Below are 24358 nucleotides of genomic sequence, written 5' to 3' on the forward strand. Positions count from 1 at the left end.
ACCAAGGCCGGCGACCGCTATCTCCGCTCCTTGCTCGTCGTCTGTGCCACCGGCATGTTGCGCCACCGAACCGAAAGCCCGTGGATCAAGGCGCTGCTGGAACGCATGCCGGCACGCAAGGCTACCGTCGCCATCGCCAACAAGCTGGCCCGGATCGCCTGGGCTATTCTCGCCCATGGCGGCACATATCACAGGCAGGCCGGATTGGCCGCCTGAACCAAAGTCCAACCACGGCACTTCGATTGCGAGGGCGATGAAAGCGTGATGGCGACCGGTCAGACCCACGAGCCGAAAAACCCTGTTCGTGTCCCGGCCGGTCGAGGCCGTACGGATGATTTGGGAGCGGTTCGCGGATCACATCATGGCCAGCGGCAAGGTGTGCCGCGCAAACAGGCCGGACACATGACTGCCCCAGACCGGCGGACACTGCGCCTAATTTTCCTTGCAACGCAGGGGCCGTCCACACATGATCACGGAGAATGAAAATCCTCTCTCCGTGTCCATCCGCAAGCGGTGCGAAGCGCCGCATCCGTGTCTTCCGTGCCTTGTGGCTCCCCTCGGGCCGCGTCGGATTAAACCGGACGGCTGCGGGCTACGCCTCAGGGTGACGGGAACCCTCAGGTGATGTTGAAGCGCGACAGGGTCTCGGCCAGATCGTCGCCGAATTGAGGTCCCTTGCGGATCAGCGAGGCCCGCGGCGGCAGGCCCTTCAGCTTGGGATTGCCCCACTCGTAGCTGGTGAACAGGGCGAAGGGAATGGACTCGGTCACCGGCATGGCGCCCAGCGCGCAGCCCAGATCGACACCCGACAGCAGGCCCAGCTCCACCGAGGCGATCACCATGTCGGGACGGGTGCGCACCACGGTTTCCATGGCGGCAAAGCCGTCGCGGATGGTCGAGGTGCGATAGCCGCAGGCGGCCAACTCGCGCTCGACGATGCGCGACATGGCCTTTTCCGGCACCACCAGCAGGATTTCGACGTTCTTCTTCTCGATCTTGCCGAAATCGATGTCGGCGGTGCGCTTGGCCGGCAGGGCGCGCACCACGGCGGGGGCGTCGGCCTCGGAAATCTGCTCGCCGTCGGCCAGCTTCTCGATCTTGTCGACGAACACCTGAATCTCGTCCAGCTCGGACGGCCCGGCCTCCTTCAGCTCGCCCACATACTCGTCGAAACGGTGGGTGACCAGCTTGATCATCGGCAGGGTGAGACCCTGGGCATGGCTGCGCAGATTGCTGGCCTCGCGCTTCAGGGTGGCCAGACCCTCGGCGGCGGCAATGCTCTTCGAGCGCATGTTGCCGACCAATACCTGAAGCTGGCTGGCGGTATCGCGCAGCTCTTCCAGGAATTCGTTGATGACCCGAAGTTCGTTCTCGTTGTCGGCTGTATCAATAGCGGCCATGCTTCCCCCAAACAACTATGCCCGCAAAGGGATACACCACTTGCGGCATAGAGAAAACCCATCCGTAGGCAAGATTATTCGGCTGCCTGACGCTCCGCGACCAGCATGTCGGCCAGGGTATAGCCGTCCAGGACCTTGAAGAACGCCGACAGGCCCGACGACAGGGCGTCGCGGGCGATGCAGCTGCCCGACAGCCGGCACTCATCGGCCGAATCGCAGCGCATGCAGCGGACCAGGGTAAAGTCCTCTTCGGTCTCGCGGATGAACTGGCCCAGCTTGACGTCCTCGGGCCGGCGCAGCAGGCGGACGCCGCCGTACTTGCCCCGTACCGTCTCCAGATAGCCGGCGCGGCCCAACTGGTGCACCACCTTGGTCAGGTGGTTCTTGGAGATGCCGTAGCACTCGGCGATCTCGTTGATGGTGACCAGATCGCCCTTGTGCTGCCCCACATGGACGAGGACACGCAGCGCGTAATCGGTATGCAGGGTCAGACGCATGGTGGTGATTATCCACATGAAAATTACGGGAACGCTGAACATGCTGCGATAATATTTGATTTTGGTCAAGACCGCCGGAAGGCATGGGTGCCATACATTTCGCCGATTTCTTTCCACGCCGGAACCGTGTGGCCGCCACCCCCCTTCCCCCATGCCCGCTCCGCTTGTACCATCACGGCGAAGAGGCGAAGGATGGGACCCGCCGGTCATGGCGTATGCGCGCTTCGTTCGTTGGATCAGGGCCTTGCCCATCGCCTGGCGCATTCCGCTGGTGGTGGCGCTCAACGTCTTCGTGGCTCTGGCGGTCGGGGGCCTGGGCTGGCACGCCGCCTCGGTGATGGACAGCGACCTGGACGAATTGCGTACCGTCCAGCACCGCACCACCGCCCTGGCCGAGATCGACATCCGCGCCTCGCGCCTGCAGGGCATGATCCGCCAATATCTGGCCAATCCCACCGACGACCTGCTGAAGGACGCCATGCGCCGCTCGGAGGAGCTGTTCGTGGCCATGGGCGACGCCACCGCCCACCAGAAGCCCCTGTCCGAGGATGCCCACGCCATGCATCAGGCGGCGCGGCGCTTCGTATCGGGCTTTCAGACACTGAAGGCCATCAACGCCGATACCCTGCGCCTTTATGAAAGCGACGTGCTGCAATCCACCAGCGAGATGTCGGGCCTTTACGCCATCCTCAACTCCACCGCCCGGTCGCGGGCCAACGACCCCTTGAGCCCAGCCCTGGTCAAGTCCCACGAGAATTTCGTCGAGGCCTTGATTTCCATCAACGCCTTCTATTTCAACGGCTCCGGCGCCGGGGCATTCAACGCCCACGCCAGCCTGCAGCGGGTGACCGACACCGTTCCCGCCCTGACCGGGCTGGCCACCAGCGACCTGCAGCGCGATGCCCTGGCGGTGATCGGCACGCGGGCCCGCACCCTGTCGGCGGCCATCGACGCCATCGCGCGCGGCTTCGACGAGCGCTCCCGCATCCTGACCGACGAGGTGGATGCCAGCCAGGCCGCCATGTCGGCGGCCATTGACCGGCTGATCATCCAGGGTCGCGACCGCGAGGAACGGCTGCAACGCCGCTCGCGTCACGAACTGCTGCGCCTGGCGGTGGTCGGGGCCAGCGCCGCCCTGGTCCTGTTGCTGGTCGGCGCCTGGGTCAGCTGGATGATCGGCCAATCCATCCGCTCGCCGCTGCAGCGCCTGCGCGAGACCATGGAGGCCGGAGCCGGCGGCGACTGGTCGCGCGAGGTCGAGGGCCGCGACCTGCACGACGAACTGGCGGCCATGGCCCGCACCGTCGAGGTGTTCAAGCGCAACTCCCTGGAAAAGCAGCGCCTGGAGGCCGAACGCGAGGAGGCCGGGCGCCGGGCCGAGGCGGCCAACCGCCAGACCCTGCAGGATTTGCTGGCCCAGATGGAGGCCCACGAGCACCCGGCCTCGTTCGCCCAGCCGGTGGCCGCCGCCCCCGAAACCGAGGCCGCCGAGATCGCCGCCGCCTTCAACCGCGTTCTGGCCAAGTTCCACGAAGTCAACCGCGGACGCGACGCCGCCATCGACGCCCTGACCACCGCCAAGGAGAACGCCGAGGCCGCCAATCTGGCCAAGTCGGCGTTCCTGGCCGCCATGAGCCACGAAATCCGCACCCCCATGAACGGGGTGATCGGCATGCTGGAACTGCTGGACCACACCGAGCTGGATACTGACCAGCGGGACCTGGTGGCGACCACCCGCGATTCGGGCCTCGCCCTGCTGCGCATTCTCGACGACGTGCTGGATTTTTCGAAGATCGAGGCCGGCCGCCTGGAACTGGAACGGGTGCCCGTCCGCCTCGACCGCATCGTCGAGGGCGTGGTTCAGACGGTCAGCCCGGCGGCGGCGGCCAAGTCGCTCGGCATCTCGGCCTTCATGGACCCCGGCCTGCCCTCCACGGTGCTGGCCGATCCGGTGCGCCTGCGCCAGATTTTGTTCAATCTGGCCGGCAACGCCGTCAAGTTCACCGCCGAGGGCCGCGTCGCCATCCATCTGGGCCATGGCGGCACCGACGGGCAGGGCCGCGTGGTGCTGACCATCCGGGTGGTCGACACCGGCATCGGTATCGATGATTCCCTCCGCGACCGGCTGTTCCAGCCCTTCACCCAGGCCGAGACCTCGACCACGCGGCGCTTCGGCGGCACCGGGCTGGGTCTGTCCATCACCCGGCGCCTGGTGGATTTGATGGATGGCACCGCCGGTTTCGAATCCCGGCCGGGCCAGGGCTCGTCCTTCTGGTGCCGCCTGCCGCTGCCCACCATCGAGCCTCCCGTGGCCGAAGCGCAGGAAACCCCGCCCACCGCCGTTTTCATGGGCCTGCGCATACTGGTGGTCGATGCCGATACCGAGGAGCGCACCCTGATCGCCCTGGTCACCGAGCAAGGCGGCGCCGCCGTGGTCCGCGTCCCCGGCCCCAGGGAGGCCGAGGCGGCATCGCGCAAGGCGACCACCACCCAGGCGCCCTTCGATCTGGCCCTGATCACCGCCGATTCCGTCGCCTGCGAGGACCTGGCCCCCCTGGGCAGCACGCCGCTGCTGTTCATCGAGGGGCAGGATTCCGAACGGCGTTTCTGCCTGGAGCGCCAGCCCAACTGCCTGGGCTTCCTGGGACGGCCGCTGACCCGCACCCAGCTCATGGCGGCGGTGGAGCGGGTCATCGGCCCGGCCTCGCCCGCCCGCCCGGCCTGCGCCCCCTCGGCCCCGCCCGAGCCGCGCGACACCGCCTGGGACGGCGCCCCCATCCTGGTGGCCGAGGACCACCCGGTCAACCAGCAGGTGATCCGCCGCCAGTTGCACCTGCTGGGCTTCACCGCCGAGATTTTTCCCGATGGCGCCGCCGCCCTGAGCGCCTGGCGCGCCAGGCCCTATTCCCTGGTGCTGACCGACTGCCACATGCCCATCATGGACGGCTTCCAACTGACCGCCGCCATCCGCGCCGAGGAAAAGGCCGAAGGCCGCCGCACCCCCATCCTGGCGCTGACCGCCAACGCCCTGGCCGGCGAAGCGGAGCGCTGCCTGCGGGCCGGCATGGACTCGTATCTGTCCAAGCCGGTGGAGCTGCCCCATCTGCGCGAGGCCCTGGCACGCCTGCTTCCGGCCTATGCAAAAGGATAGAGTTTTCTTCTAATTCAACGAGATAGCGCTACAAAGAATCATAATTCGCGCTTTGCTTCACCAATAAAGCATCGATAACCTGAAACTGGATCCGGGTATCCGGACGCCAGGGGTTATTCGGATATGCCAAGGGACGATGTCAGGGTGAAGAGGTCGACGGGCGCCGCCTCCGGGCCGCCGCGCACCCACAACGACGTGGTCCGCGTCATCAATGACCTGCTGAAAAGCCGGGTGGCGACCATCTTCCGCTCGCTGATCCCCGCCTTCGAGAATACCTCGGGCGAGGAGTTCTACGACATCGTCATGGCCAATTCCGAGATGCTGCACGGCTGCATCAGCATCTTCCAGCGCAACCGCCAGGCCTTCCGCAATCTGCTGGTGGACGCGCGCGGGCGCCCGGTCAACGACGACTTCGTGACGCTGCGCTGCGGCCGCTCGGTGCACGACATCATCGCCATGATCGTCCGCACCCATGCCAAGCGCCACTTCAAGGCCGCCCTGGGCGGCGACCCCAACGACCCCACGTCGCGGGCCGGCGCCATGTATCAGGCCATCAACGAATACCTGATCCACGACTGGCAGGTGCCGCTGGTTCCCCATTACGCCCCCCTGCCCCTGGCCAAGGTGCGGGAGATGGGTCCCCGCCTGCTGGACATCCGCGAGGCGGAAATCCTGACCTCCATCGCCGGAGCGGCGGCGGAGGCCTCCGCCCTGCCCACCCATTCGCCCCGCCCGCCCGCCGCGCCCGAACTGCCGCAGCGCGAACAGCAATGGTGGAAGGCGCTGAACGATCCGTCCGTGGTCAAGGTGCTGGGCCAGCGCCAGGAATCCGAGACCCGCGAACTGGTCGCCGCCCTGGCCGAGATCAACGATCTGGTGCATGTCGACCTGTTTTCCCGCCTGGGGCTCAGCACCTTCCAGGCGGCGATCATCATGGTCACCGCCTACAAGCTGCTGGGCCGCGCCGGCTTCAACACCCAATTCGGCATCCCCGGCAAGCCCACCGTGGTGGCCGCCATTGCCCAGCGCCTGGACAAGCGCGAGGTCGGCCCGCATACCGACCTCAAGCTCATGCCGCAGATGATGGAAGGGGCGTTGCGGGGCTGACCCGCCCCGCGTCCCGCCCCTACTCCGCCGTGAAGACCGGCTTGCGCTTGGCGCGGAAGGCCGCCAGCCCCTCGGCGTAGTCCTTGGTCTCCAGGAAGCGGTAGCACTCGTCCAATTCCGTCTCGGACACCGGGGTGGCATCGTCCAGGCGGGCGATGAACGCCTTGTGCCAGCGGTTGGCCAGGGGGGCGCCGGCGGCGATGCGCTTGGCGGTGGCGGCCAGTTCCGCTTCCAGCGCGTCATCCTCGACCACCCGGTTGACCAGCCGCTTGGCGAGCGCCTCGTCGGCATCCATGATCCGGCCTTCCAGCAGGATTTCCAGGGCGGCGGCCGGACCGGCCACCCGGCGGATCTGCGCCAGTTCGGGATAGGCCATCACCACCGAAATCTTGTTGATGGGAACGCCGAACTTGCCCGACCTGGCGGACAGGCGGATGTCGCAGCAGCAGGCCAGTTCCAGCCCGCCGCCGACGCAGGGGCCCCACACGGCGGCGACCACCGGCTGCGGACAGGCGCGCACCGTGTCCAGCGCCTTGCGCATCACCAGATCGTAGGCCTTGGCCTGGGCGGGATTGGCGCGCAGGGTGTCGAATTCCTCGATGTCGGCGCCCGGCGCGAAGGCCTTGGTGCCGGCGCCGCGCAAAATCACCACGTGAATAGACTTGTCGGCGGAAATGCTCTCGAACGCCTCGGCCAGCCCCCGCCACATGGGCAGGTTCAGAGCGTTCATGCGGTCGGGGCGGTTCAGCGTCACGGTGGCGATGGCGCCCTCTCGGACAAGCTGGATCACGTCGGACATTTCAGTTCCCTATTCTGTCTTCTTGCAGGAAGGCGCGATTGTGCCTATAGACCCCCGTATCGGCAAGGCAAGAGGGCTCACCCATGGCAACCACCGTTTCCCGTACCCCGGAACAGAAGCAGGCGGCGCTGACCACCGCGCGCATCCTGCTGGAGATCAAGGCGATCAATTTCCGCCCGGAAGAGCCCTACATCCTGACCTCGGGCTGGGCCAGCCCGGTCTATGTGGACTGCCGCAAGGTGATCTCGTTCCCGCGCGCACGGACCAAGATCTGCGAATTGATGACCAAGGCCATCATGCGCGAAGTCGGCTACGAATCCGCCGAGGCGGTCGCCGGCGGCGAGACGGCGGGCATTCCCTATGCGGCGTGGATTTCCGACCGCATGGGTCTGCCCATGCTCTACATCCGCAAGAAGCCCAAGGGCTTCGGCCGCAATGCCCAGATCGAGGGCGATTTCAAGGACGGCGACCGGGTGGTGCTGGTCGAGGACCTGGCGTCCGACGGCGCTTCCAAGGTCAACTTCGTCAATGCGCTGCGTGAGGCGGGTGCCAAGGTCGACCATTCCTTCGTGGTGTTCTTCTACGGCGTCTTCCCCGGCGCCATGAAAAGCCTGGAGGAAATCGGCGTCGATCTCGGCTATCTGTGCAATTGGTGGGACGTACTGGAAGTGGTCGAGGAAGAAGGCCAGTTCGACAAGCGTGCCGTCGAGGCCGTGCGCTCCTTCCTGCACGATCCGGTCGGCTGGTCCAGCCTGCACGGCGGCCGCAGCGCCTGAAAATGGGAATACCCCGTCGCCGTATAGCGGCGGGGTTAGGCCCAAGGGGCCGCGCGGCTTATGCCGCGGAAGGCAAGGGCGCGGAGGCGCCCGCCCACCGCTTGAGGGCGATGCAAATATTCAATCGCCCCCCGTTTCGTTTCCCATGTTGCGAAGCTTGATCACCAGGATGGTGCCGGCCAGCCCCAGGGTGGGCAGATTGGCGGCGACGATGGGCCACGCCCCCAGCAGCAGGCCGTAAATCGTCCACAGGGCCACCCCGGCGACGAAGGTCGCCCACATGGCCAGGGATATGTCCCTGGTCTGGCGGGTACGCAGGGTCTTGACCACCTGCGGCACGAAGGAGATGGTCGTAAGGAGGCCCGCGACAGCACCAAGCAGGTCGGTGGGTGAAAGCCAGTCCATTGGGCACAGCCTGAAAGGAAACGGATCGTGCTTCCCTATATCACGGTTCTGCTGCTCTGCCAGCTTGCCGGCGAGGTGCTGGTCCGCCTCTCCGGCTGGCCCCTGCCCGGCCCGGTGGTCGGCATGGTGCTGCTGTTCACCGGCCTGGTGATCCGCGGCCGGGTGCCGGCCGGCCTGGACCTGGCGGTCAAGGCCATCCTGTCCAACTTCGCCCTGCTGTTCATTCCGGCCAGCGTCGGCGTCATGGTCCACATGAAGCTGATCGCCGAGGAGGCGCTGCCCATCGCGGCGGCGGTGCTGGGCAGCACGTTCGCCACCATCGTCGTCGCCGGACGGCTGATGCAGGCCCTGGGCAACCGGTCCAAGCCGAAGCAGGGAGACCCGTCATGAGCGGCGATCTTTCCAGTATCTGGGTCTACCTCTCCACCTCGCCGCTGCTGGGGCTGACCTCGACGCTGATCGCTTATCAGGCGGCCATGTGGCTGTTCGAGAAGGGCGGGCGCTCGCCGCTGCTCAACCCCATCCTGGTCTCGGTGGCGATCATCGTCGGCTTCCTGCTGGCCACCGGCACCGAGTACCGCACCTATTTCGACGGCGCCCAGTTCGTGCACTTCCTGCTGGGGCCGGCCACCGTCGCCCTGGCGGTGCCGCTTTACAACCAGATGCCCATCCTGCGCCGTGCCTGGCCCGCCATCCTGCTGGTGATCCTGGTGGGCGCCGTGATGGCGGGGGTCAGCGCCGTGGCCCTGGCCTGGGCCCTGGGCGGCTCCGAAAAGGTATTGCTGTCCCTGGCGTCCAAGTCGGTGACCATCCCCATCGCCATGGGCATCACCGAGCGCATCGGCGGCATTCCCTCGCTGACCGCCGTGATGGTCATGCTGACCGGCATCTTCGGGGCGGTATGCGGCGGCTGGATACTCGACCTGTTCCGGGTCAGGGATCAGGCGGCGCGCGGCCTCGCCCTGGGGATCGCCTCCCACGGCATCGGCACGGTGCGGGCATTGCAGATGAGCGAGACGGCGGGAGCCTTCGGCGGTCTGGCCATCGGGCTGACCGGTCTGGTCACCGCAATCCTGGTGCCGCTGCTGGTGGGATTACTGCGGTAGGACCTTCCTGATCCCGGCCAGATTCCAGCCCTTGGCAACCTCGCTCAGCACGTCGCTGCTGGCGAGGTTGTCGCCCTCGATCTGCAGCAGGACGCGCGGCCCCAGCACCATCAGCACCTCGCCGTTGCGGCCCTGGGGGTCCCAGCGCAGCCCGGCCTCCTCATTGCCCACCTTGACCTTGCGGCCGTTGGGCTGGGGAAAGGCCGCCAGTTGGGCGATCGCGGCGGAGACCGCCGGGCTGTCGATGATCAGCGAGATGTTCAGCGTGCCGTCGTCGCGGCCATAGGCCCGCGTCACCGCCATTCCACCGCCGCTGCCGGCCAGGGACTGGGTCTCCACCGGCTCGGCCTGCCAGCCGGAGGGAGGAGGAGGCAGGAATTCGGCCAGTTGCCTGCCCAGCCGGGCCTGCAGTTCGGCCAAGGCGGCCTCCAGCTCCATGGCGGCACGGGCCAGGTCACCCTTGGCATGGGCGGCGCGGGCGGCGTCCAGGTGGGTGGGAACCACATCGGCGGCCCGAGCCGGCGCGGCCAGCAGGGCGGCAATACAAAGAGAAAGCGCGACGCGGCGCATGATTCGGAGTCTCTCCCGCATGTTTCCCCAAAAGCTTTACAACGGGGAAAGGCGGGCGGCAAGGATGCGCGGCGCCCCGGCTTCTGATAGGTTTTTGTTGAATTGGGGGGAAGTGCTCGTTTGAACGCCGTATTCCTGGTCCTGGTCGTCGTCTCGTTCCTGGTGGCCGCCTTCGCCGAACTGTCGGGCGGAGCGGGCGCCATGGAAGCGCTGTCGGCCGGGCTGATCGACGCGGTGGCCGGCGCCGTGCCCCTGGCCCTGGGGCTGGTGGGCATCATGGCGCTGTTCCTCGGCCTGATGAAGGTGGCGGAGGCCGGCGGCCTGCTCGCCGCCGTGGCGCGGCTGCTGGAGCCGGCGCTCGGCCGCCTGTTCCCGGAAATTCCCGCCGGCCACCCGGCCATGGGCGCCATGGTGATGAACGTGGCCGCCAATCTGCTGGGGCTGGGCAATGCCGCCACGCCGTTCGGCATCCGCGCCATGGAGCACCTGGAAAGCCTCAACCGCCACAAGGGCACCGCCAGCAACGCCCAGGTGCTGTTCCTGGCCATCAACACGGCGGGGCTCACCCTGCTGCCCACCAAGGTCATCGCCTTGCGCGCCGCCACCAGTTCCGTCTTGCCCGCCGCCATCGTCGCTCCCACCCTGATCGCCGGCCTGGTCGCCGCGCTGGTGGGCGTGCTGGCGGCACGCGGACTGCAGGGCGTATGGCAGCCCCGAAGGGATGAGGACGCCGCGCTCCCCCATCAGGCGCCCGGTCCGTTATGGCCCTGTATCGCCGCGCTGGCCGGCGTGCTGGCCCTGGCGGCGGCAATGCTGGCCTGGGGCAAGGTGTTGGGACCGTGGATTCTGCCCTCCCTGGTGGTCGGGCTGCTGCTCTACGGCGCCGCCAAGGGCGTCCGCCTTTACGAAAGCTTCGTCGAGGGAGCCAAGGAAGGCTTCGAGGTGGCGGTGCGGATCATTCCCTATCTGGTGGCCATCCTGGCGGCCATCGGCATGGTGCGGGCGTCGGGCGCCATGGATCTGCTGATCCGCCCGCTGGGGCGCCTCACCGAGGGATTGGGTCTGCCGGCCGAGGCGCTGATGATGGCCGCCCTGCGCACCCTGTCGGGCTCGGGCTCCTACGGCATGCTGGCCGCCAGCCTGAAGGACCCGGCCATCGGCCCCGATTCCTATCTCGGCGCCCTGCTGTCCACCCTTTACGGCTCGACCGAAACCACCTTTTATGTGCTCGCCGTCTATTTCGGGGCGGTGCAGGTGCGGCGCATCCGCCACGCCCTGGCGGTGGGGCTGCTGGCCGATCTGGCCGCCCTGGTCACCGCCGTGATCGTCTGCCGGCTGCTGTTCGGAGGATTGCCATGAGTTTCGCCGCCGAACTGACCGCGCTCGCCTCGGTGGTCGCCATCGACGTCACCCTGGCCGGCGACAACGCGGTGGTGATCGGCATCGCCGCCGCCGGACTGGCGCCCGAGCAGCGGCGCAAGGCCATCCTGTGGGGCATCGCCGCCGCCGCCGGCCTGCGTATCCTTTTTTCCCTGTTCGCGGTGGAACTGCTGGGCATCATCGGCCTGCTGTTCGCCGGCGGGCTGCTGCTGCTGTGGGTGTCGTGGAAGCTGTGGCGCGAACTGCGTCAGGCCACCCACGGACACGACGACGCGGACGCCGACGCCGTGCCGGCCCAGCCCAAGAAATTCGCCGAGGCGGTCAAGCAGATCGTCCTGGCCGACGTCTCCATGTCGCTGGACAACGTGCTGGCGGTGGCGGGCGCGGCGCGCGAGCACGTGTGGGTCATGGTGATCGGACTGGCGCTGTCGGTCGCCCTGACCGGCGCGGCCGCCGAGACGGTGGCCCGCATTCTCAAGCGCTGGCACTGGATCGCCTATGTGGGTCTGGGGATAATCGTGGTGGTGGCGCTGCGCATGATCTGGGACGGAGCGCAGCCGCTGCTGGTGCTGGCCAACGCCGCTCGGGGGTAGGGAGCCCTCAGGCCCCCAGCCACTCGGCTCGGAGCGCATCCCGCTCCAGGACCAGCCACTGGATGGCCAACACCGCCATGGCGTTGTTGATGCGCCCGTCCCGGCACATGGCCAAGGCTTCGGCGGGGTCGATGACGAAGACCCTTATGTCCTCGCCCTCGTGGGCCAGGCCGTGGGTGCCGGCGATGGTGGACGAATCCACCCGGGCGCAGTAGAGCTTGCAGCTTTCCGACGAGCCGCCGGCGGTCACCAGATAATCGCCCACATGGACCATGTCGGTGGGGTCCGAGCCCGCCTCCTCGCGGGTTTCGCGCCGGGCCACCGCTTCGGGAGGCTCGCCCTCCTCGATGATGCCGGCCACGCATTCCACCAGCCAGGGGTGCCAGCCGGCGGCATAGGCACCGGGGCGGAACTGCTCGATCAGGGCGATGCGGTCACGCTCGGGGTCATAAAGCAGCACCACCACGGCGTGGCCGCGCTCGAACACCTCGCGCGTCATCACATCGGTCCAGCCGCCGGCGAAGGTGCGGTGGCGCAGGCGGTAGCGGTCGACCTGGAAATAGCCCTTGAAGACCGTCTCCTTGGAGAGGATCTCGACGTCCTTGTCCCGGTCCATGGCCATCATGCTCCCAGCAGCGAACCGGCCACGCCGACCACGATGCTGATCATGCCCAGGATCAGATTGACGGTGACGATGTGACGGATACGGACCTGATACTCGGCCGCCTTGGGGTAGTCCGAGGCGGCGAAGGCCCGCTTGAAGCCTTGCCAGGGGCCGAAGAACAGCTGGAAATACAGGGCCATCATCACCAGCCCGATCAGCTGCATGATGTCCACATGGCTGGGGCCGCCGGTGAACCCGGCCTTGAAGCCCATCAGCAGGGTGGAATAGCCGGTGGCGAGCAGCACGGCGATACTGATCCATACCCAGAAGAAGAAGCGGGGAAAGACCTCGCGCCACACCGCCAGCCGCTCGGGCGGCTGGCGTTCGGCCAGTACCGGGCGCAGGATCAGGTGGGCGAAGAACATGCCGCCCACCCAGACCACTGCCGCCAGAGTGTGCAGGGCCATGGCGATGGCATAGGCGTGGTCGAGGATCATGTCCATGGCGTCAGTCCAATCCCAGGATGCCGGCGATTTCATCGGCCAGCGCCTTGATCTCCTTGGTGGCGGTATGGCGGGGATTGCTCTCCACCACGCCCTTGCCCTCCATCATGGAGGCGGCGAAGGCCACCCGGTTGCCCAGCACCGTCTGGGCCACCGGCACCTCGGAATCACGAATCTTCTTGCGGACCGCGTCCACCAGCTTGCCGCGCGACGGGGTGCGGTTGAACACCATCAGGGCGGGCGATTTCTCCTTGCGGGCCATGTCCAGCGTCGGGCCGGTGGCCCAGAGGTCCATGGGGGAAGGCTGCATGGGAACCAGGATCAGGTCGGCGGCGCGCACCGCGATGCGCACCTCGGTCTCGGCATGGGGCGGGGAATCGATCAGCACCAGATCCACATCCCGCTTCAGGCGGTCCAGTTCGGTGGACAGCCGCCAGCCCGAGGCCTGCACGAAGACGATGCCACCGCCAGCTTCCTCGACCAGGGCCTTGCGGATGTCGTACCAGGCGGCCAGCGAGCCCTGCGGATCGATGTCGAGCAGACCGACGCGGCGCCCGGCACGGGCGAAGGCCACCGCCAGTTGCGCGGCGATGGTGGTCTTTCCGGCGCCGCCCTTTTGCTGGGCGATGGTTACGGCCTTGGCCGCCATGATGTCCCCCTCGTCTTGAACCGTCGGGAGAAGGCTATCCCTTTGGCCTCATTTTGCAAGGGGCTGTGAGCCGTCGCAGCGGATTCCCAGGGTGAAGATGGTTTCCTCGCCCACCTCGCAGAGGTCGTCGGGCCGGAAGCCCGGCAAGGCCCTGTTGACGAAGGCCGGCAGATTGTTGGCCTGATTGCCCCGGAACACCGTGCAGGGATAGGCGGCGACCACCTCGGCCACCACCATGGGCTTGTTCCACTGCATGAAGCCGCTGCTCCACCACGAATGCTCGTTGATGAACCAGGTGTAGTGGTCCTTGGGCATGAACTCGGCCAGCTTGGGCGAGTAGCGGGCCTTGGAGTTCATATCGCCGCGCTGCAGCGCATAAGACAGGGTCGAGGCGGAATCATAGTCGATCTTGGCGCAGGCCTTGAACCGGTTCATGTCGAAGGCCTGGGTCTGGCGGGTCCAGCGGGCCAGTTCGGCATATTGCCTCCACGAGGCCTGGGCGCTGATGACCACCAGGACGAGGCCGAGCACGCTCCACACCCTGAGATGGGGGCGGGGCGGGAATATCTTGGCCGACAGCACGAACAGAAGGGCGAGGCTGGGGCCGGTCAGCAGCAGGGCCGGCACCAGGTAATGGGCGGCGGGCTGCTTGGCCACCGCCAGGATGGTGAAGACCTCCGCCGCGACCAGACCGGCCAGCAGCCCGGCCATCTTGTCCGCCGTGATCAGGCCGCGCCGCCGCAGCCGCACATAGCCGCCCAGGGCGAACAGCGACAGCCCCACCACGATGGTGAAGATGATCTTGGAGCCGAACAGGCCGATCACCGCCTTGCCATAACGGCCCGATTGCACCACGCCGGCATCGCCGGCGCCATAGGCGCCGCTGTGGGTCAGTACCCTGGTCCACCAGCCCAGGAAAATATCGAGCGACGGCAAAGCGGGCGAGAAGAAGATCAGGAAGCCGGCGATGGTGGACAGCGGCAGCACCAGGAACAGCCGGCGGCGGTCCAGAATGAACAGCGGCACCAGCCCCAGCGCCACGAACTGGATCTTGCAGGCGATGCCGAAGCCCAGCGCCAAACCCAGCCAGCCCACCTGCCGGTCGGTCAGCGTCTCGGCCTTGGCCACCTTCAGGGCGACGATCAGCACCCAGGCCACAGCGATGATCAGAAAGCCCTCGGGCTTGGGGTGCAGGCCGAACTTGGGGATGATCATGGACAGGAACGGCGCGCCCTGGGCCAGCAGGGCCGGGGCCAGCCGGCCGGTCGCCACCATGAAGGCGCGGCCCATCAGGACCAGCGACAGGCCGATCAGCGGGTACATGACCCAGGTGACCACCCGCAGATGCCGCTCGGGATCGCGCAGCACGGCGTCGACGATGGCCCCGGTGGGCTCGCCCACATGCATCAGCCGGTAGACCATGGCGATGAACACGTGCACCGGCGTGCCGGGATGGCCCATGTCGGTGGGAGCCAGCCCCTCGACCAGCAGCAGGCCGTTGGTCAGGTAGTAGTAATCGGGGTCCAGGTTGAACACCTGCCAGAACGGCTGCGACGCCGCTCCCATGGCGAACAGCAGGGCGGTGAACAGCGCGGGAAGGATCAGGAGGCTGAGATTACGCTTCACGGCTTCACCTGCAGGACGGCATAGAGGTTGGCGCCCCAGATCTCGGGCGGATTGAGCAGCGCCCAGGACAACAGCCGGCAGACCAGGGCGTCGGTCAGACGCCGCCGGGTCGAACCCTGACGCTGGCCGTAGAGCAGCGGGGCGGCGAAACCGGCGGCATCGGCCAACTGGCGCACCGAGATAGGGGCGAAGGCGGTACGGTGGGTCAGGTCGCCGTACTGGTAGGACAGCCCCCAGGGCGAGCCGGCATTGGGCACCTTGATCACCACCCGCCCGCCATCGGCGAGGCGGCCGCGCAGGGATTGCAGCAGGCGCAGGGCGTCCGACGCCTCGAAATGCTCCAGCACGTCCAGCAGGACGATGCGGTCGAAGCGGCCCAGGGATTCGTCGGCCAGCACCTCCCACACGTCGCGGCAGATGAAATCGTCCCGCGCCGCCTCTGGGATGACCTTGGCCAGGGCGGGATCGTGGTCGATGCCCAGGACGCGGCGCACGCCCTTGCCCCGCAGATAGGCGAGGAAGGCGCCGGTGCCGCAACCGATCTCCAGAAAGGAATGGGAGGGAGAGCATTCGGCCGGCCCCCAGATTTCGGCGTCGAGCCGCGCCACCTGCTTGGGGCCGACCTGCGGCGTCACATAGCCCTTGTGGCTGGCATAGGTGCCGTAGAATCCCGGCGCACGCTGGTTCAAACCGGCCTCCCCTGTCTGTGTGTTGGGTGTAGCGGATCAAGGCGGCCTTGGGCAAGCCGCCGATTTGGCCCTATACTGCCCATCTCCTTCAAGCGCGAGGACACCATGCCAGGCAAACCCGCGTCCCCAGGCAAACCGGCGTCCAGGGCGAAAGCCCCCGTCCGCCTCTCCCTCACCGTCAACGGCATGCCACGCGACGCGGCGGCGGCCGATGGCGACATGCCGCTGATCTTCTGGCTGCGCGACGAGTTGGGCCTTGCCGGAACCCATCTCGGCTGCGGTAAGGGCGAGTGCGGCAGTTGCACCGTGCTGATTGATGGCGAGCCGGCCCGCTCGTGCCAGACCACCCTGGCGATGGCGGCGGGCAGGGCGGTGACCACCATCGAAGGGCTGGGCACGCCCCAGGCGCCTCATCCGCTCCAGGCCGCCTTCATCACCGAGCAGGCCGCCCAATGCGGCTGGTGCACCGCCGGACTGGTGGTGGAAGGCGCCGCCCTGCTGGCCCGTAACGCCCAACCCAGCCGGGACGAGGCCAAGGCGGCGCTGGACGGCCATCTGTGCCGCTGCGGCAGCCACCACCGTGTATTGCGCGCCGTGATGCGCGCCAGCGGGAGGGAGCCGTCATGAATCCGCCGCTCTCGCGCCGCGCCCTGTTGGGCTCCATGGCGGCGCTCACCGTCGCCTTCGCCCTGCCCCGTCCGGCCCGATCAGCCGCGGCCAAGACCAATGATCCGGCCGAGGTGGACGGCTTCCTGGCCATCGGCGCCGACGGCTCGGTCACCGTCTATTGCGGCAAGGTCGATCTCGGCCAGGGCCTGCGCGTCGCCATCCGCCAGATGGCCGCCGAGGAACTGGGCATCGGCATCGAAGCCATCGCCCTGATCGAGGGCGACACCCTGCTCACCCCCGACCAGGGTCCCACCGCCGGCTCCACCGGGGTGGCCAAGGGCGGCGTGCAGATCAGGCAGGCCGCCGCCACGGCGCGTCAGGCCCTGATCCGCCTGGCCGCCATCCGGCTGGAGCGCGCCCCGGAGGATTTGGACCTGCTGGACGGCGCCGTCACGCCCAGGGACGGCGGCCGCTCCATCGGCATGGGTGATCTGGTGGGAGAGGGCGGCTTCGCCCTGAAGCTCGATCCCAAGGCGCCGCTGCGCGATCCGGCCGGGTACCGGGTGGTGGGCAAGCCCCTGCCCCGCCCCGACATCCCGGCCAAGGTCTGCGGCACCCACGCCTATGTCCACGATTTCAAGCTGCCCGGCATGCTGCACGGCCGGGTGATCCGCCCGCCCTCGGTGGGGGCAAGCCTGCTCCAGGTGGATGAGGGCTCCATCAAGGCGGTCAAGGGCGCCCGCGTGGTGCGGATCAAGGACTTCCTGGCGGTGGTGGCGAGCCGTGAATGGGATGCCATCCGCGCCGCCCGGATGCTGAAGGCCGTCTGGTCGGACTCCGCCCCGCTGATGGGGCATCGGGCGGTACGGGCCGCCCTCGGGACCGGCCCCTTCATCGCCGAGGAGGTCCTGAAGACCAAGGGCGACGCCGCCGCCCGCCTCGCCGAGGCGCCGCCCGCCGTGGAATATTACTGGCCGGTGCAGTCCCACGGCTCGCTGGGTCCCAGTTGCGCCGTCGCCCAGGTCAAGGACGGCACCGCCACCATCTGGACCGCCTCCCAGGCCACCCACAAATTCCGTCCCGCCTTCGCCGCCCTGCTGGGCTTGCCCGTGGACAAGGTGCGGCTGGTCTATCTCGACGGTTCGGGCTGCTACGGCATGAACGGCCATGACGACGCCGCCGCCGATGCCGCCCTGCTGTCCAAGGCCACGGCCAAGCCGGTACGTGTGGCCTGGAGCCGCGATGATGAACTGGGCTGGGACCCCAAGGGGCCGCCCCAGTTGATCGCCTTGCGCGGCGCCATGTCGCCGGCCGGACAAGTGCTGGGCTGGAGCACCGAGATGTGGCTGCCCAAGGCCACCGCCGGCCTGTCCAACGTGCCGCTGCTGGCCCCCGAGGCGGCGGGCATCAACCAGCCCAGGGGGCTGATCACCGGCCTGATCGCCCAGAACGGCGACCCGCCCTACGCCACCACGGATCTGGAGGTCAAGGTCCACTGGCTGGCCGATGCGCCGCTGCGCCCCAGCAACATCCGGGCGCCGGGCAAGATCGCCAATGTCTTCGCGGTGGAAAGCTATTTCGACGAATTGTGCGCCGGCGTGGGGCTGGACCCGCTGGTCACCCGCCTGATGGGCCTGCGCGATCTCAGGGGCGTCGCCGTGCTGAGCAAGGCGGCCTCCATGATGGCCTGGGCGCCGCGCCCCGTCCCCAACCCCAAGGGCGACGGCAACGGGCGCGGCATCGCCTATGTCCATTACAAGCACTCGGAAACCTATGTGGCCGTCGCCATGGAGGTGGCCGTGGACCGCGACACCGGCCGTATCGTCGTGAAAAGGGTGACCTGCGCCCACGATTGCGGGCTGGTGATCAATCCCGACGCCCTGAAGATGCAGGTCGAGGGCTGCATCCTCCAGACCCTGTCGCGCACCCTGCTGGAGGAGGTGACCTTCGACCAGTCCCGCGTCACCTCGACCGACCAGTCGACCTACCCCATCCTGGGCTTCGCCGAGGTTCCCGAACTGGCCATCGAACTGATCGACCGCCCCGACCAGCCGCCCATGGGCGGCGGCGAGGCGGCCACCACCCCGGTACCCGCCGCCCTGGCCAACGCGGTGTTCGACGCGGTGGGCATCCGGCTGCGCACCGTGCCGTTCACGCCGGAGCGGGTGAAGGAGGCCCTGTCCCGCCTCCCCCGGCCGGCGGAGGGCGATCCGAAGCCCAAGGACGACGATACCGACACCTGAAGCGTACGCCCCTTGTAGTTCACCACCCGACTAGCTACATTCTTCCCGTGGTAATTAGATGGAAACTACACAAGTCATGACGGACATTCGCGACGGCTTCCTCGACTCCATCGGCAACACCCCCCTGATCCGCCTCAAGCGCGCGTCGGAGGAAACGGGCTGCCAAATCCTGGGCAAGGCCGAGTTCCTCAACCCCGGCGGTTCGGTCAAGGACCGCGCCGCGCTCGCCATCATCCAGGACGCCGAGCGCAGGGGCCTCTTGAAGCCCGGCGGCGTGATCGTCGAGGGCACGGCGGGCAATACCGGCATCGGGCTGGCCCTGGTCGCCAATGCGCTGGGCTATCGCACCGTCATCGTCATGCCCGAGACCCAGAGCCAGGAAAAGAAGGACATGCTGCGGCTGGTGGGCGCCGATCTGCGGCTGGTCCCGGCGGTGCCCTATGCCAATCCCGGCAATTACGTGCGCTATTCCGAGACCCTGGCGGGCGAGTTGGCCAAGACCGAGCCCAATGGCGTGCTGTGGGCCAACCAGTTCGACAACACCGCCAACCGCATGGGGCACTTCCACACCACCGGTCAGGAGATCTGGCGCCAGACCGACGGCAAGGTGGACGCCTTCACCTGCGCGGTGGGCACCGGCGGCACCCTGGCGGGCACCGGCATGGCGCTGAAGGAGCACAACAAGGACGTCAGGGTGGTGCTGGCCGATCCCATGGGCTCGGCGCTGTACAACCATTATGCCCATGGTGAACTGAAGGCCGAGGGAACCTCCATCACCGAAGGCATCGGCCAGGGCCGCATCACCAAAAACCTGGACGGCGCCCCCATCGACGATCAGGTGCAGGTCACCGACCACGAGGCGCTGCCGCTGATTTTCGATCTGGTCAAGCGCGAGGGACTGGTTCTGGGAGGATCGAGCGGAATCAATGTGATGGCCGCCATCAAGGTCGCGCGCATATTAGGCCCCGGACACACAGTGGTGACAGTGCTGTGCGATTATGGTACCCGCTATCAAAGCAAGCTGTTCAATCCGGCCTTCCTGCGCGAGCGTGATCTGCCGGTTCCCGATTGGCTGGACTGAGCGGCGACCAAACAAAAGCAAGCCCGCAAGGGGGGACACAAAGCATGAGCTATCCCAATCCGGACGCCCTCGTCAGCACCGAGTGGCTGGCCTCCCATCTCAGCGCCCCCGACGTCCGCGTCGTGGACGCCAGCTGGTACACGCCGGCCCAGAACCGCAACGCGCGCGAGGAATACGACGCCGAGCACATCCCCGGCGCCGTGTTCTTCGACATCGACGAGATCGCCGACACGGATTCTCCCCTGCCCCACATGCTGCCGGCCCCGGAGAAGTTCTCCAGCAAGGTGCGCAAGCTGGGCCTGGGCAACGGCAACAAGATCGTGATCTACGACGGCTCGGGCTTCACCAGCGCCGCGGCGCGCGCCTGGTGGATGTTCCGCACCTTCGGCCACCGCGACGTCTCGGTGCTGGATGGCGGCTTCCCCAAGTGGCTGCGCGAAGGCTTGGCCGTCGAGGACCTGCCCCCGGTGCCGCGCACCCGCCACTTCATCAGCCACTACAACCATCTGTTGGTCCGCGACCTGGACCACATGAAGGCCAACCTGGAAAACAAGCGCGAACTGGTGCTCGACGCCCGCGCTCCCGCCCGATTCAAGGGCGATGCGGCCGAACCGCGCCCCACCAAGCATCAGGGCCACATCCCCGGCTCGGTCAACGTGCCCTTCGCCGACCTGATCGACGAGAAGACCCGTTGCATGCTGCCGGCCGATCAGTTGAAGGCCCGTTTCGACGCCGCCGGCCTCGATCCCAAGCAGCCGGTGGCCATCTCCTGCGGCTCGGGCGTCACCGCCTGTACCGTGGCGCTGGCCTTGGACCTGCTGGGCCACGAGAACGTGGCGATCTATGACGGCTCGTGGGCCGAATGGGGCAACCGCGACGATACGCCCATCGAGAAATAGGCATTTCTCGACCGACCGGTCAGAAAACGAAGCCCCCCGCCCTCGCCGGCGGGGGTTTTTCGTTCAGGAGGCCTGGGACGGAGAGTCCGGCCGCTACATGGATATTTTGCCGAGGGCCGCCTGGGCCGCCGCCGCCTTCTCGCGGGCCTTGGCCGTATCCGGCTCGGCCGCGCCGTCCTTGACCATCTTCAGGGCGGCCTGCAAGGCGGGAACCTTGTCCATGGAGGCGTCCTGGATGGCGCCGAATCCCTGATCCTTGCAGGGGTTGGCCTGGGTCGCGTCAAAGCCCTCGCCCGCCGGGCCGACCAGACAATTGATCACATGCTGGAGATGGCCCCTGACCATCTTTTCCTCGGTCGCGGCGGCGGCCATGCCGGCATGGGCGGTAGCGGTGGCCACCTGCTGCTTGAAATCCCCCGCCACGGCGGGAGTGGTGCAAAGCGCGGCGAAGCCGGCCACGGCAATCGCGGCCGACAGCATCTTGATCCGAAGCATGATAAACCTCCTTGGAGGACGGCCCCAACCAACCGGGACTTAAGTCATGGAGAGCCCTCTTTCAACCCTCATATACCACAACATAGGCTGGATGGATGGGGTAGCATGCGAATCAAGCTTCGATCGCATATTGAAGCGCCACCGATTCACGTCCATATTTGAATCGTTGGACAGAAAGGAGATGTTCCATGCGTAACCGAAAGGCTCGTGCCCGCGTTGCCACGCAGGACAATTCCCATCTGATCCTCGCCGCCTTCGCCGCCCTGGCGGTGCTGGCCGCCGCGGCCCTGGCGCTGGCCGCCTAGCTTCAGAATTCTCTTGGCCGCACGTGCCCGGCGAGTCACCATGCTCGCCCCCGTCCCGGCCAGCAGAGAATCATGAAGAAGAGCACCCGCATCCTCCATGCCGGCCGCAAGCCGGAACAGTTCCACGGCGCCGTCAACCCCCCGGTCTATCACGCCTCGACCATCCTGCACTCCTCGGTGGCAGCCATGGAAAAGAGCGGCAAGACGCCGTTCGAGGGCGTGCGCTACGGCCGCTTCGGCACGCCGACCACCTTCGCCCTGGAAGAGGCGGTGGCCGAGCTGGAAGGCGGGCACCGCACCGTCGCCACCTCGTCGGGGCTGGCGGCCATCACCGGGGCGCTGCTGGCCTTCCTCAAGGCCGGCGACCATCTGCTGATGGTCGACACCGCCTATTTCCCGACGCGGAAATTCTGCGACACGGTGCTGAGCGGGCTGGGTATCGAGACCACCTATTACGACCCGCTGGCGGGCGCCGGCATCAAGGCCCTGATGAAGCCCAACACCCGTGTGGTGTTCACCGAAAGCCCCGGCTCTCTGACCTTCGAGGTCCAGGACATCCCGGCCATGGCCGAGGCGGCGCACGCCGGCGGCGCCATCGTCATGATGGACAACACCTGGGGCGTTCTGCACTTCCAGCCCTTCACCAAGGGCGTCGACATCTCCATCCAGGCGGCCACCAAGTACATCGTCGGCCATGCCGACGCCATGCTGGGCACCATCACCGCCGCCACGCCCGAGCTGTGGCTGACCGTCAAGACCTCGCTGGCCACCTTCGGCGCTTCACCGGGCACCGAGGAGATGTATCTCGGCCTGCGCGGCCTGCGCACCCTGCCGGTCCGCCTGCGCCAGCACGCCGAAACCGCGATGCGCCTGACCACCTGGCTGGAGACCCGGCCCGAGGTGGATCGCGTGCTTTATCCGCCGCTCCCCTCCGATCCCGGCCATGAATTGTGGAAGCGGGACTTCACCGGAGGCTGCGGCCTGTTCGGAGTGATCCTCAAGCCGACCGCCAAGGCGGCGGTGGATGCCATGCTGGACGGCTATTCCCACTTCAAGCTGGGCTTTTCGTGGGGCGGCTTCGAAAGCCTGGTGATTCCCACCAGCGGGCATTCCATCATCCGGACCGCCACCGCCTGGGCTCCCGCCGGCCCGTCCCTGCGCTTCCATGCCGGGCTGGAGGACACCGACGATCTTCTGGAGGATTTGGAGCGCGGCTTCGAGCGGCTGGCATGCGCCGCCTCCTGACCGTCCTGCTCTTGGCTCTGCCCGGACCGGCGCTGGCTCATCCCCATGTGCTGGCCGACGTCCACGCCCTGGTGGAGTTCAAGGACGGCAAGATCGTCAGCCTGTTCATGGGCTGGAAGTTCGACCCCGTCTTCAGCGCCTCGCTGCTCAAGGATTTCGACAAGAACAACAACAACCGCCTCGATGCCGACGAAATGAAGGATTTGGAGCGCGAGGCCTTCCGCGACACCAAGCCCCAGGCCCATTTCACCTACGCCCGCATCGGGGCGGAGCCGGTGGTCTGGCCCGACGCCACCGACTTCAAGGTGATCGGGGTCAAGGATTCGCTGATGTATGCCTTCCGTCTGCCGTTGCCCCGCCCGGTGGACCCGCGCAAGGAAGCGTTCAGCTTCACCACCTATGAAGAGACCTTCTACATCGACATGGACTTTCCCAATGACAAGGCGGTCACCCTCAACGGCGAAGGCTCGGCGGGATGCAAGGTGGTGATCGCCCCCGATCACGGCAACACCATCTTCGGCGGCGCGGTGACGCCGAAGCGGGCGACGATTACATGCGAGTAGGGCACATGCGGCTGATCGTCCTCGTTCTTTCGCTGCTGCCCGCCTCGGCCTGGGCCGCCCTGGTGCCGGGCGGCGGAGCGGCCGCGCCGGGCGATCAGCTGCCCGAGCCGCTGCGCAGTATCGCCGCCTGGGGCTTCGCCCTGCAGCGCGCGCTGACCGGAGAGTTGCGCGAGCAGTTGGCGGTAATGAAGAACACCGGCTCGTGGGAACCGGCCGCCGCCATCATCCTGGCCGCCTTTCTCTACGGCGTGTTCCACGCGGTCGGCCCCGGCCACGGCAAGGTGGTGATCGGCGGCTGGTTCGCCACGCGGCGCGCCCGCATCGTTCACGGTCTCGCCGCCAGCCTGATCGCCGCCATGGTGCAGGCCGGCTCGGCCATCGTCGCCGTGGGGCTGCTGGCCGGCATCCTCAGTCTGGCGCCGCGCGCCGTCACCGCCGGAGCCGCCTGGCTGGAGGTCGGCTCCTTCGCCATGATCGGCGTCATCGGCGCCCTGATGACCTGGCGGACGCTGACCGGCAAGGGCTGCGGCCATGATCATGGTCACCATGAGCATGAGCACGGGCACGGGCACGGGCACCATCATCACGACGGCACCTGCTGCGGCCATCATCACCATGCCCCGCCCCGCGACGAGCGGAGCGAGCGCAACGCCCTGTTCGCCATGGCGGCGGCGGTGGGCTTCCGTCCCTGTTCCGGCGCCATCCTGGTGCTGCTGTTCTGCTTCGCCAACGGCATGGTTCTGATCGGTGTACTGTCGACCCTGGCCATGGGCGTCGGCGTCGCCCTGACGGTGGCGGCCATCGGGCTTGGCGCCCTGGGCCTCAACCGGCTGGTGGAGCGGGGATTCGGCGCCTCCAGCCTGGGCGGGCGCATCCGTTTCGCCCTGGCGCTGGCCGGCTCGCTGGCCATCACCTTGCTGGGCGTGGTGATGCTGATCGGCGCCATTGTCAACGGACCGACACCAACCGGCTAGAATCTCGAGAATTCGTCGATTTTGTCACAGGCCGTTCATCCGGCGGGCAGCAAGGTTAGAATGGCCTGATATGACAGTCATTCCAGGCC

Annotated in this window: 25 protein-coding genes and 1 pseudogene; 15 read left to right on the forward strand and 11 right to left on the reverse strand. The window is 67.4% G+C overall.

What is annotated here, in order from left to right:
• Positions 1-216: pseudogene (locus CP958_RS26205) on the forward strand (IS110 family transposase); the annotation flags it as partial.
• A 401-nt stretch (positions 217-617) separates the two neighbouring features.
• Here CP958_RS26205 and CP958_RS01885 read toward each other — a convergent pair.
• Positions 618-1400 carry a response regulator transcription factor gene (locus CP958_RS01885; RefSeq protein ID WP_096700323.1) on the reverse strand — a complete coding sequence of 261 codons (783 nt, stop codon included), beginning with the start codon at positions 1398-1400 and terminating at the stop codon, positions 618-620.
• A 74-nt stretch (positions 1401-1474) separates the two neighbouring features.
• Entirely contained in the window at positions 1475-1897 is a 423-nt protein-coding gene (locus CP958_RS01890) for an Rrf2 family transcriptional regulator (RefSeq protein ID WP_096700412.1), read from the reverse strand.
• 244 nt (positions 1898-2141) lie between these two features.
• On the opposite strand from CP958_RS01890, the gene CP958_RS01895 reads away from it, so the two are divergent.
• Together CP958_RS01895 and CP958_RS01900 are read left to right on the forward strand one after the other, a co-directional pair.
• Positions 2142-5048, forward strand: a complete 2907-nt coding sequence (locus CP958_RS01895; protein WP_170958805.1) for an ATP-binding protein — start codon at positions 2142-2144, stop codon at positions 5046-5048.
• A gap of 144 nt (positions 5049-5192) precedes the next feature.
• Positions 5193-6155 carry a hypothetical protein gene (locus tag CP958_RS01900; protein WP_242442689.1) on the forward strand — a complete coding sequence of 321 codons (963 nt, stop codon included), beginning with the start codon at positions 5193-5195 and terminating at the stop codon, positions 6153-6155.
• A gap of 19 nt (positions 6156-6174) precedes the next feature.
• On the opposite strand, the gene CP958_RS01905 is transcribed toward CP958_RS01900, so the two are convergent.
• Positions 6175-6954 (reverse strand): enoyl-CoA hydratase-related protein, encoded by a 780-nt coding sequence (locus CP958_RS01905; RefSeq protein WP_096700326.1) that lies wholly within the window; start codon positions 6952-6954, stop codon positions 6175-6177.
• 83 nt (positions 6955-7037) lie between these two features.
• Between CP958_RS01905 and CP958_RS01910 the strand changes: the two genes are divergently transcribed.
• A complete protein-coding gene (locus CP958_RS01910) occupies positions 7038-7730 on the forward strand; it encodes an orotate phosphoribosyltransferase (protein WP_011383724.1) in 693 nt (230 codons plus the stop codon).
• Positions 7731-7850: 120 nt separating this feature from the next.
• Here CP958_RS01910 and CP958_RS01915 read toward each other — a convergent pair whose 3' ends face one another.
• Positions 7851-8135, reverse strand: a complete 285-nt coding sequence (locus CP958_RS01915) for a SemiSWEET transporter (protein ID WP_096700327.1) — start codon at positions 8133-8135, stop codon at positions 7851-7853.
• A 27-nt stretch (positions 8136-8162) separates the two neighbouring features.
• Between CP958_RS01915 and CP958_RS01920 the strand changes: the two genes are divergently transcribed.
• Together CP958_RS01920 and CP958_RS01925 are read left to right on the forward strand one after the other, a co-directional pair.
• Entirely contained in the window at positions 8163-8525 is a 363-nt protein-coding gene (locus tag CP958_RS01920) for a CidA/LrgA family protein (protein WP_096700328.1), read from the forward strand.
• Positions 8522-9241, forward strand: a complete 720-nt coding sequence (locus CP958_RS01925) for an LrgB family protein (RefSeq protein WP_096700329.1) — start codon at positions 8522-8524, stop codon at positions 9239-9241. The genes CP958_RS01920 and CP958_RS01925 overlap by 4 nt, the downstream gene beginning before the upstream one ends.
• On the opposite strand, the gene CP958_RS01930 is transcribed toward CP958_RS01925, so the two are convergent.
• A complete protein-coding gene (locus CP958_RS01930; protein ID WP_096700330.1) occupies positions 9230-9811 on the reverse strand; it encodes a hypothetical protein in 582 nt (193 codons plus the stop codon). The genes CP958_RS01925 and CP958_RS01930 overlap by 12 nt on opposite strands.
• A 120-nt stretch (positions 9812-9931) precedes the next feature.
• On the opposite strand from CP958_RS01930, the gene CP958_RS01935 reads away from it, so the two are divergent.
• Together CP958_RS01935 and CP958_RS01940 are read left to right on the forward strand one after the other, a co-directional pair.
• Positions 9932-11170: a nucleoside recognition domain-containing protein gene (locus tag CP958_RS01935; protein WP_096700331.1), complete on the forward strand. Its 1239-nt coding sequence runs from the start codon at positions 9932-9934 to the stop codon at positions 11168-11170.
• A complete protein-coding gene (locus CP958_RS01940) occupies positions 11167-11784 on the forward strand; it encodes a YjbE family putative metal transport protein (RefSeq protein WP_197706332.1) in 618 nt (205 codons plus the stop codon). The genes CP958_RS01935 and CP958_RS01940 overlap by 4 nt, the downstream gene beginning before the upstream one ends.
• Positions 11785-11791: 7 nt before the next feature.
• Here the strand turns inward: CP958_RS01940 and CP958_RS01945 are convergent, their stop codons facing one another.
• From CP958_RS01945 to CP958_RS01965, 5 genes are read right to left on the reverse strand one after another with little or no spacing between them, the layout of a single operon-like run.
• On the reverse strand, positions 11792-12406 hold the full coding sequence (locus CP958_RS01945; protein WP_096700414.1) for an NUDIX domain-containing protein: 615 nt from the start codon (positions 12404-12406) through the stop codon (positions 11792-11794).
• The gene (locus CP958_RS01950; RefSeq protein ID WP_096700332.1) at positions 12406-12891 is read right to left on the reverse strand and encodes a DUF4149 domain-containing protein; all 486 of its coding nucleotides are present in this window, start codon (positions 12889-12891) and stop codon (positions 12406-12408) included. The genes CP958_RS01945 and CP958_RS01950 overlap by 1 nt, the downstream gene beginning before the upstream one ends.
• Before the next feature lie 4 nt (positions 12892-12895).
• Positions 12896-13540, reverse strand: coding sequence for a ParA family partition ATPase (gene parA / locus CP958_RS01955; protein ID WP_096700333.1), 645 nt, complete (start codon positions 13538-13540; stop codon positions 12896-12898).
• 48 nt (positions 13541-13588) lie between these two features.
• Positions 13589-15166: a hypothetical protein gene (locus CP958_RS01960; protein WP_096700334.1), complete on the reverse strand. Its 1578-nt coding sequence runs from the start codon at positions 15164-15166 to the stop codon at positions 13589-13591.
• Entirely contained in the window at positions 15163-15855 is a 693-nt protein-coding gene (locus tag CP958_RS01965) for a class I SAM-dependent methyltransferase (RefSeq protein ID WP_096700335.1), read from the reverse strand. Before CP958_RS01965 ends, CP958_RS01960 begins: the two co-directional genes overlap by 4 nt.
• A gap of 105 nt (positions 15856-15960) precedes the next feature.
• On the opposite strand from CP958_RS01965, the gene CP958_RS01970 reads away from it, so the two are divergent.
• The 4 genes from CP958_RS01970 to sseA all read left to right on the forward strand — a co-directional run bounded on the left by CP958_RS01970 (position 15961) and on the right by sseA (position 20687).
• Positions 15961-16482, forward strand: coding sequence for a (2Fe-2S)-binding protein (locus tag CP958_RS01970; RefSeq protein WP_096700336.1), 522 nt, complete (start codon positions 15961-15963; stop codon positions 16480-16482).
• The gene (locus CP958_RS01975; RefSeq protein WP_096700337.1) at positions 16479-18707 is read left to right on the forward strand and encodes a molybdopterin cofactor-binding domain-containing protein; all 2229 of its coding nucleotides are present in this window, start codon (positions 16479-16481) and stop codon (positions 18705-18707) included. Before CP958_RS01970 ends, CP958_RS01975 begins: the two co-directional genes overlap by 4 nt.
• A 76-nt stretch (positions 18708-18783) precedes the next feature.
• Positions 18784-19788: a cysteine synthase A gene (locus tag CP958_RS01980; protein WP_096700338.1), complete on the forward strand. Its 1005-nt coding sequence runs from the start codon at positions 18784-18786 to the stop codon at positions 19786-19788.
• Positions 19789-19832: 44 nt separating this feature from the next.
• Entirely contained in the window at positions 19833-20687 is an 855-nt protein-coding gene (gene sseA, locus CP958_RS01985) for a 3-mercaptopyruvate sulfurtransferase (RefSeq protein ID WP_096700339.1), read from the forward strand.
• A 93-nt stretch (positions 20688-20780) separates the two neighbouring features.
• Here sseA and CP958_RS01990 read toward each other — a convergent pair whose 3' ends face one another.
• Positions 20781-21182: a hypothetical protein gene (locus tag CP958_RS01990; RefSeq protein ID WP_096700340.1), complete on the reverse strand. Its 402-nt coding sequence runs from the start codon at positions 21180-21182 to the stop codon at positions 20781-20783.
• 377 nt (positions 21183-21559) lie between these two features.
• On the opposite strand from CP958_RS01990, the gene metC reads away from it, so the two are divergent.
• From metC to CP958_RS02005, 3 genes are read left to right on the forward strand one after another with little or no spacing between them, the layout of a single operon-like run.
• Positions 21560-22732 carry a cystathionine beta-lyase gene (gene metC / locus CP958_RS01995; protein ID WP_096700341.1) on the forward strand — a complete coding sequence of 391 codons (1173 nt, stop codon included), beginning with the start codon at positions 21560-21562 and terminating at the stop codon, positions 22730-22732.
• Positions 22717-23295 carry a DUF1007 family protein gene (locus CP958_RS02000; RefSeq protein ID WP_096700342.1) on the forward strand — a complete coding sequence of 193 codons (579 nt, stop codon included), beginning with the start codon at positions 22717-22719 and terminating at the stop codon, positions 23293-23295. The genes metC and CP958_RS02000 overlap by 16 nt, the downstream gene beginning before the upstream one ends.
• 5 nt (positions 23296-23300) lie before the next feature.
• Complete coding sequence (locus CP958_RS02005; RefSeq protein ID WP_096700343.1) at positions 23301-24269, forward strand: ABC transporter; 969 nt, start codon at positions 23301-23303, stop codon at positions 24267-24269.
• Positions 24270-24358: the final 89 nt, after the last annotated feature.

The sequence above is a fragment of the Magnetospirillum sp. 15-1 genome (assembly GCF_900184795.1).
Taxonomy (GTDB): Bacteria; Pseudomonadota; Alphaproteobacteria; order Rhodospirillales; family Magnetospirillaceae; genus Phaeospirillum.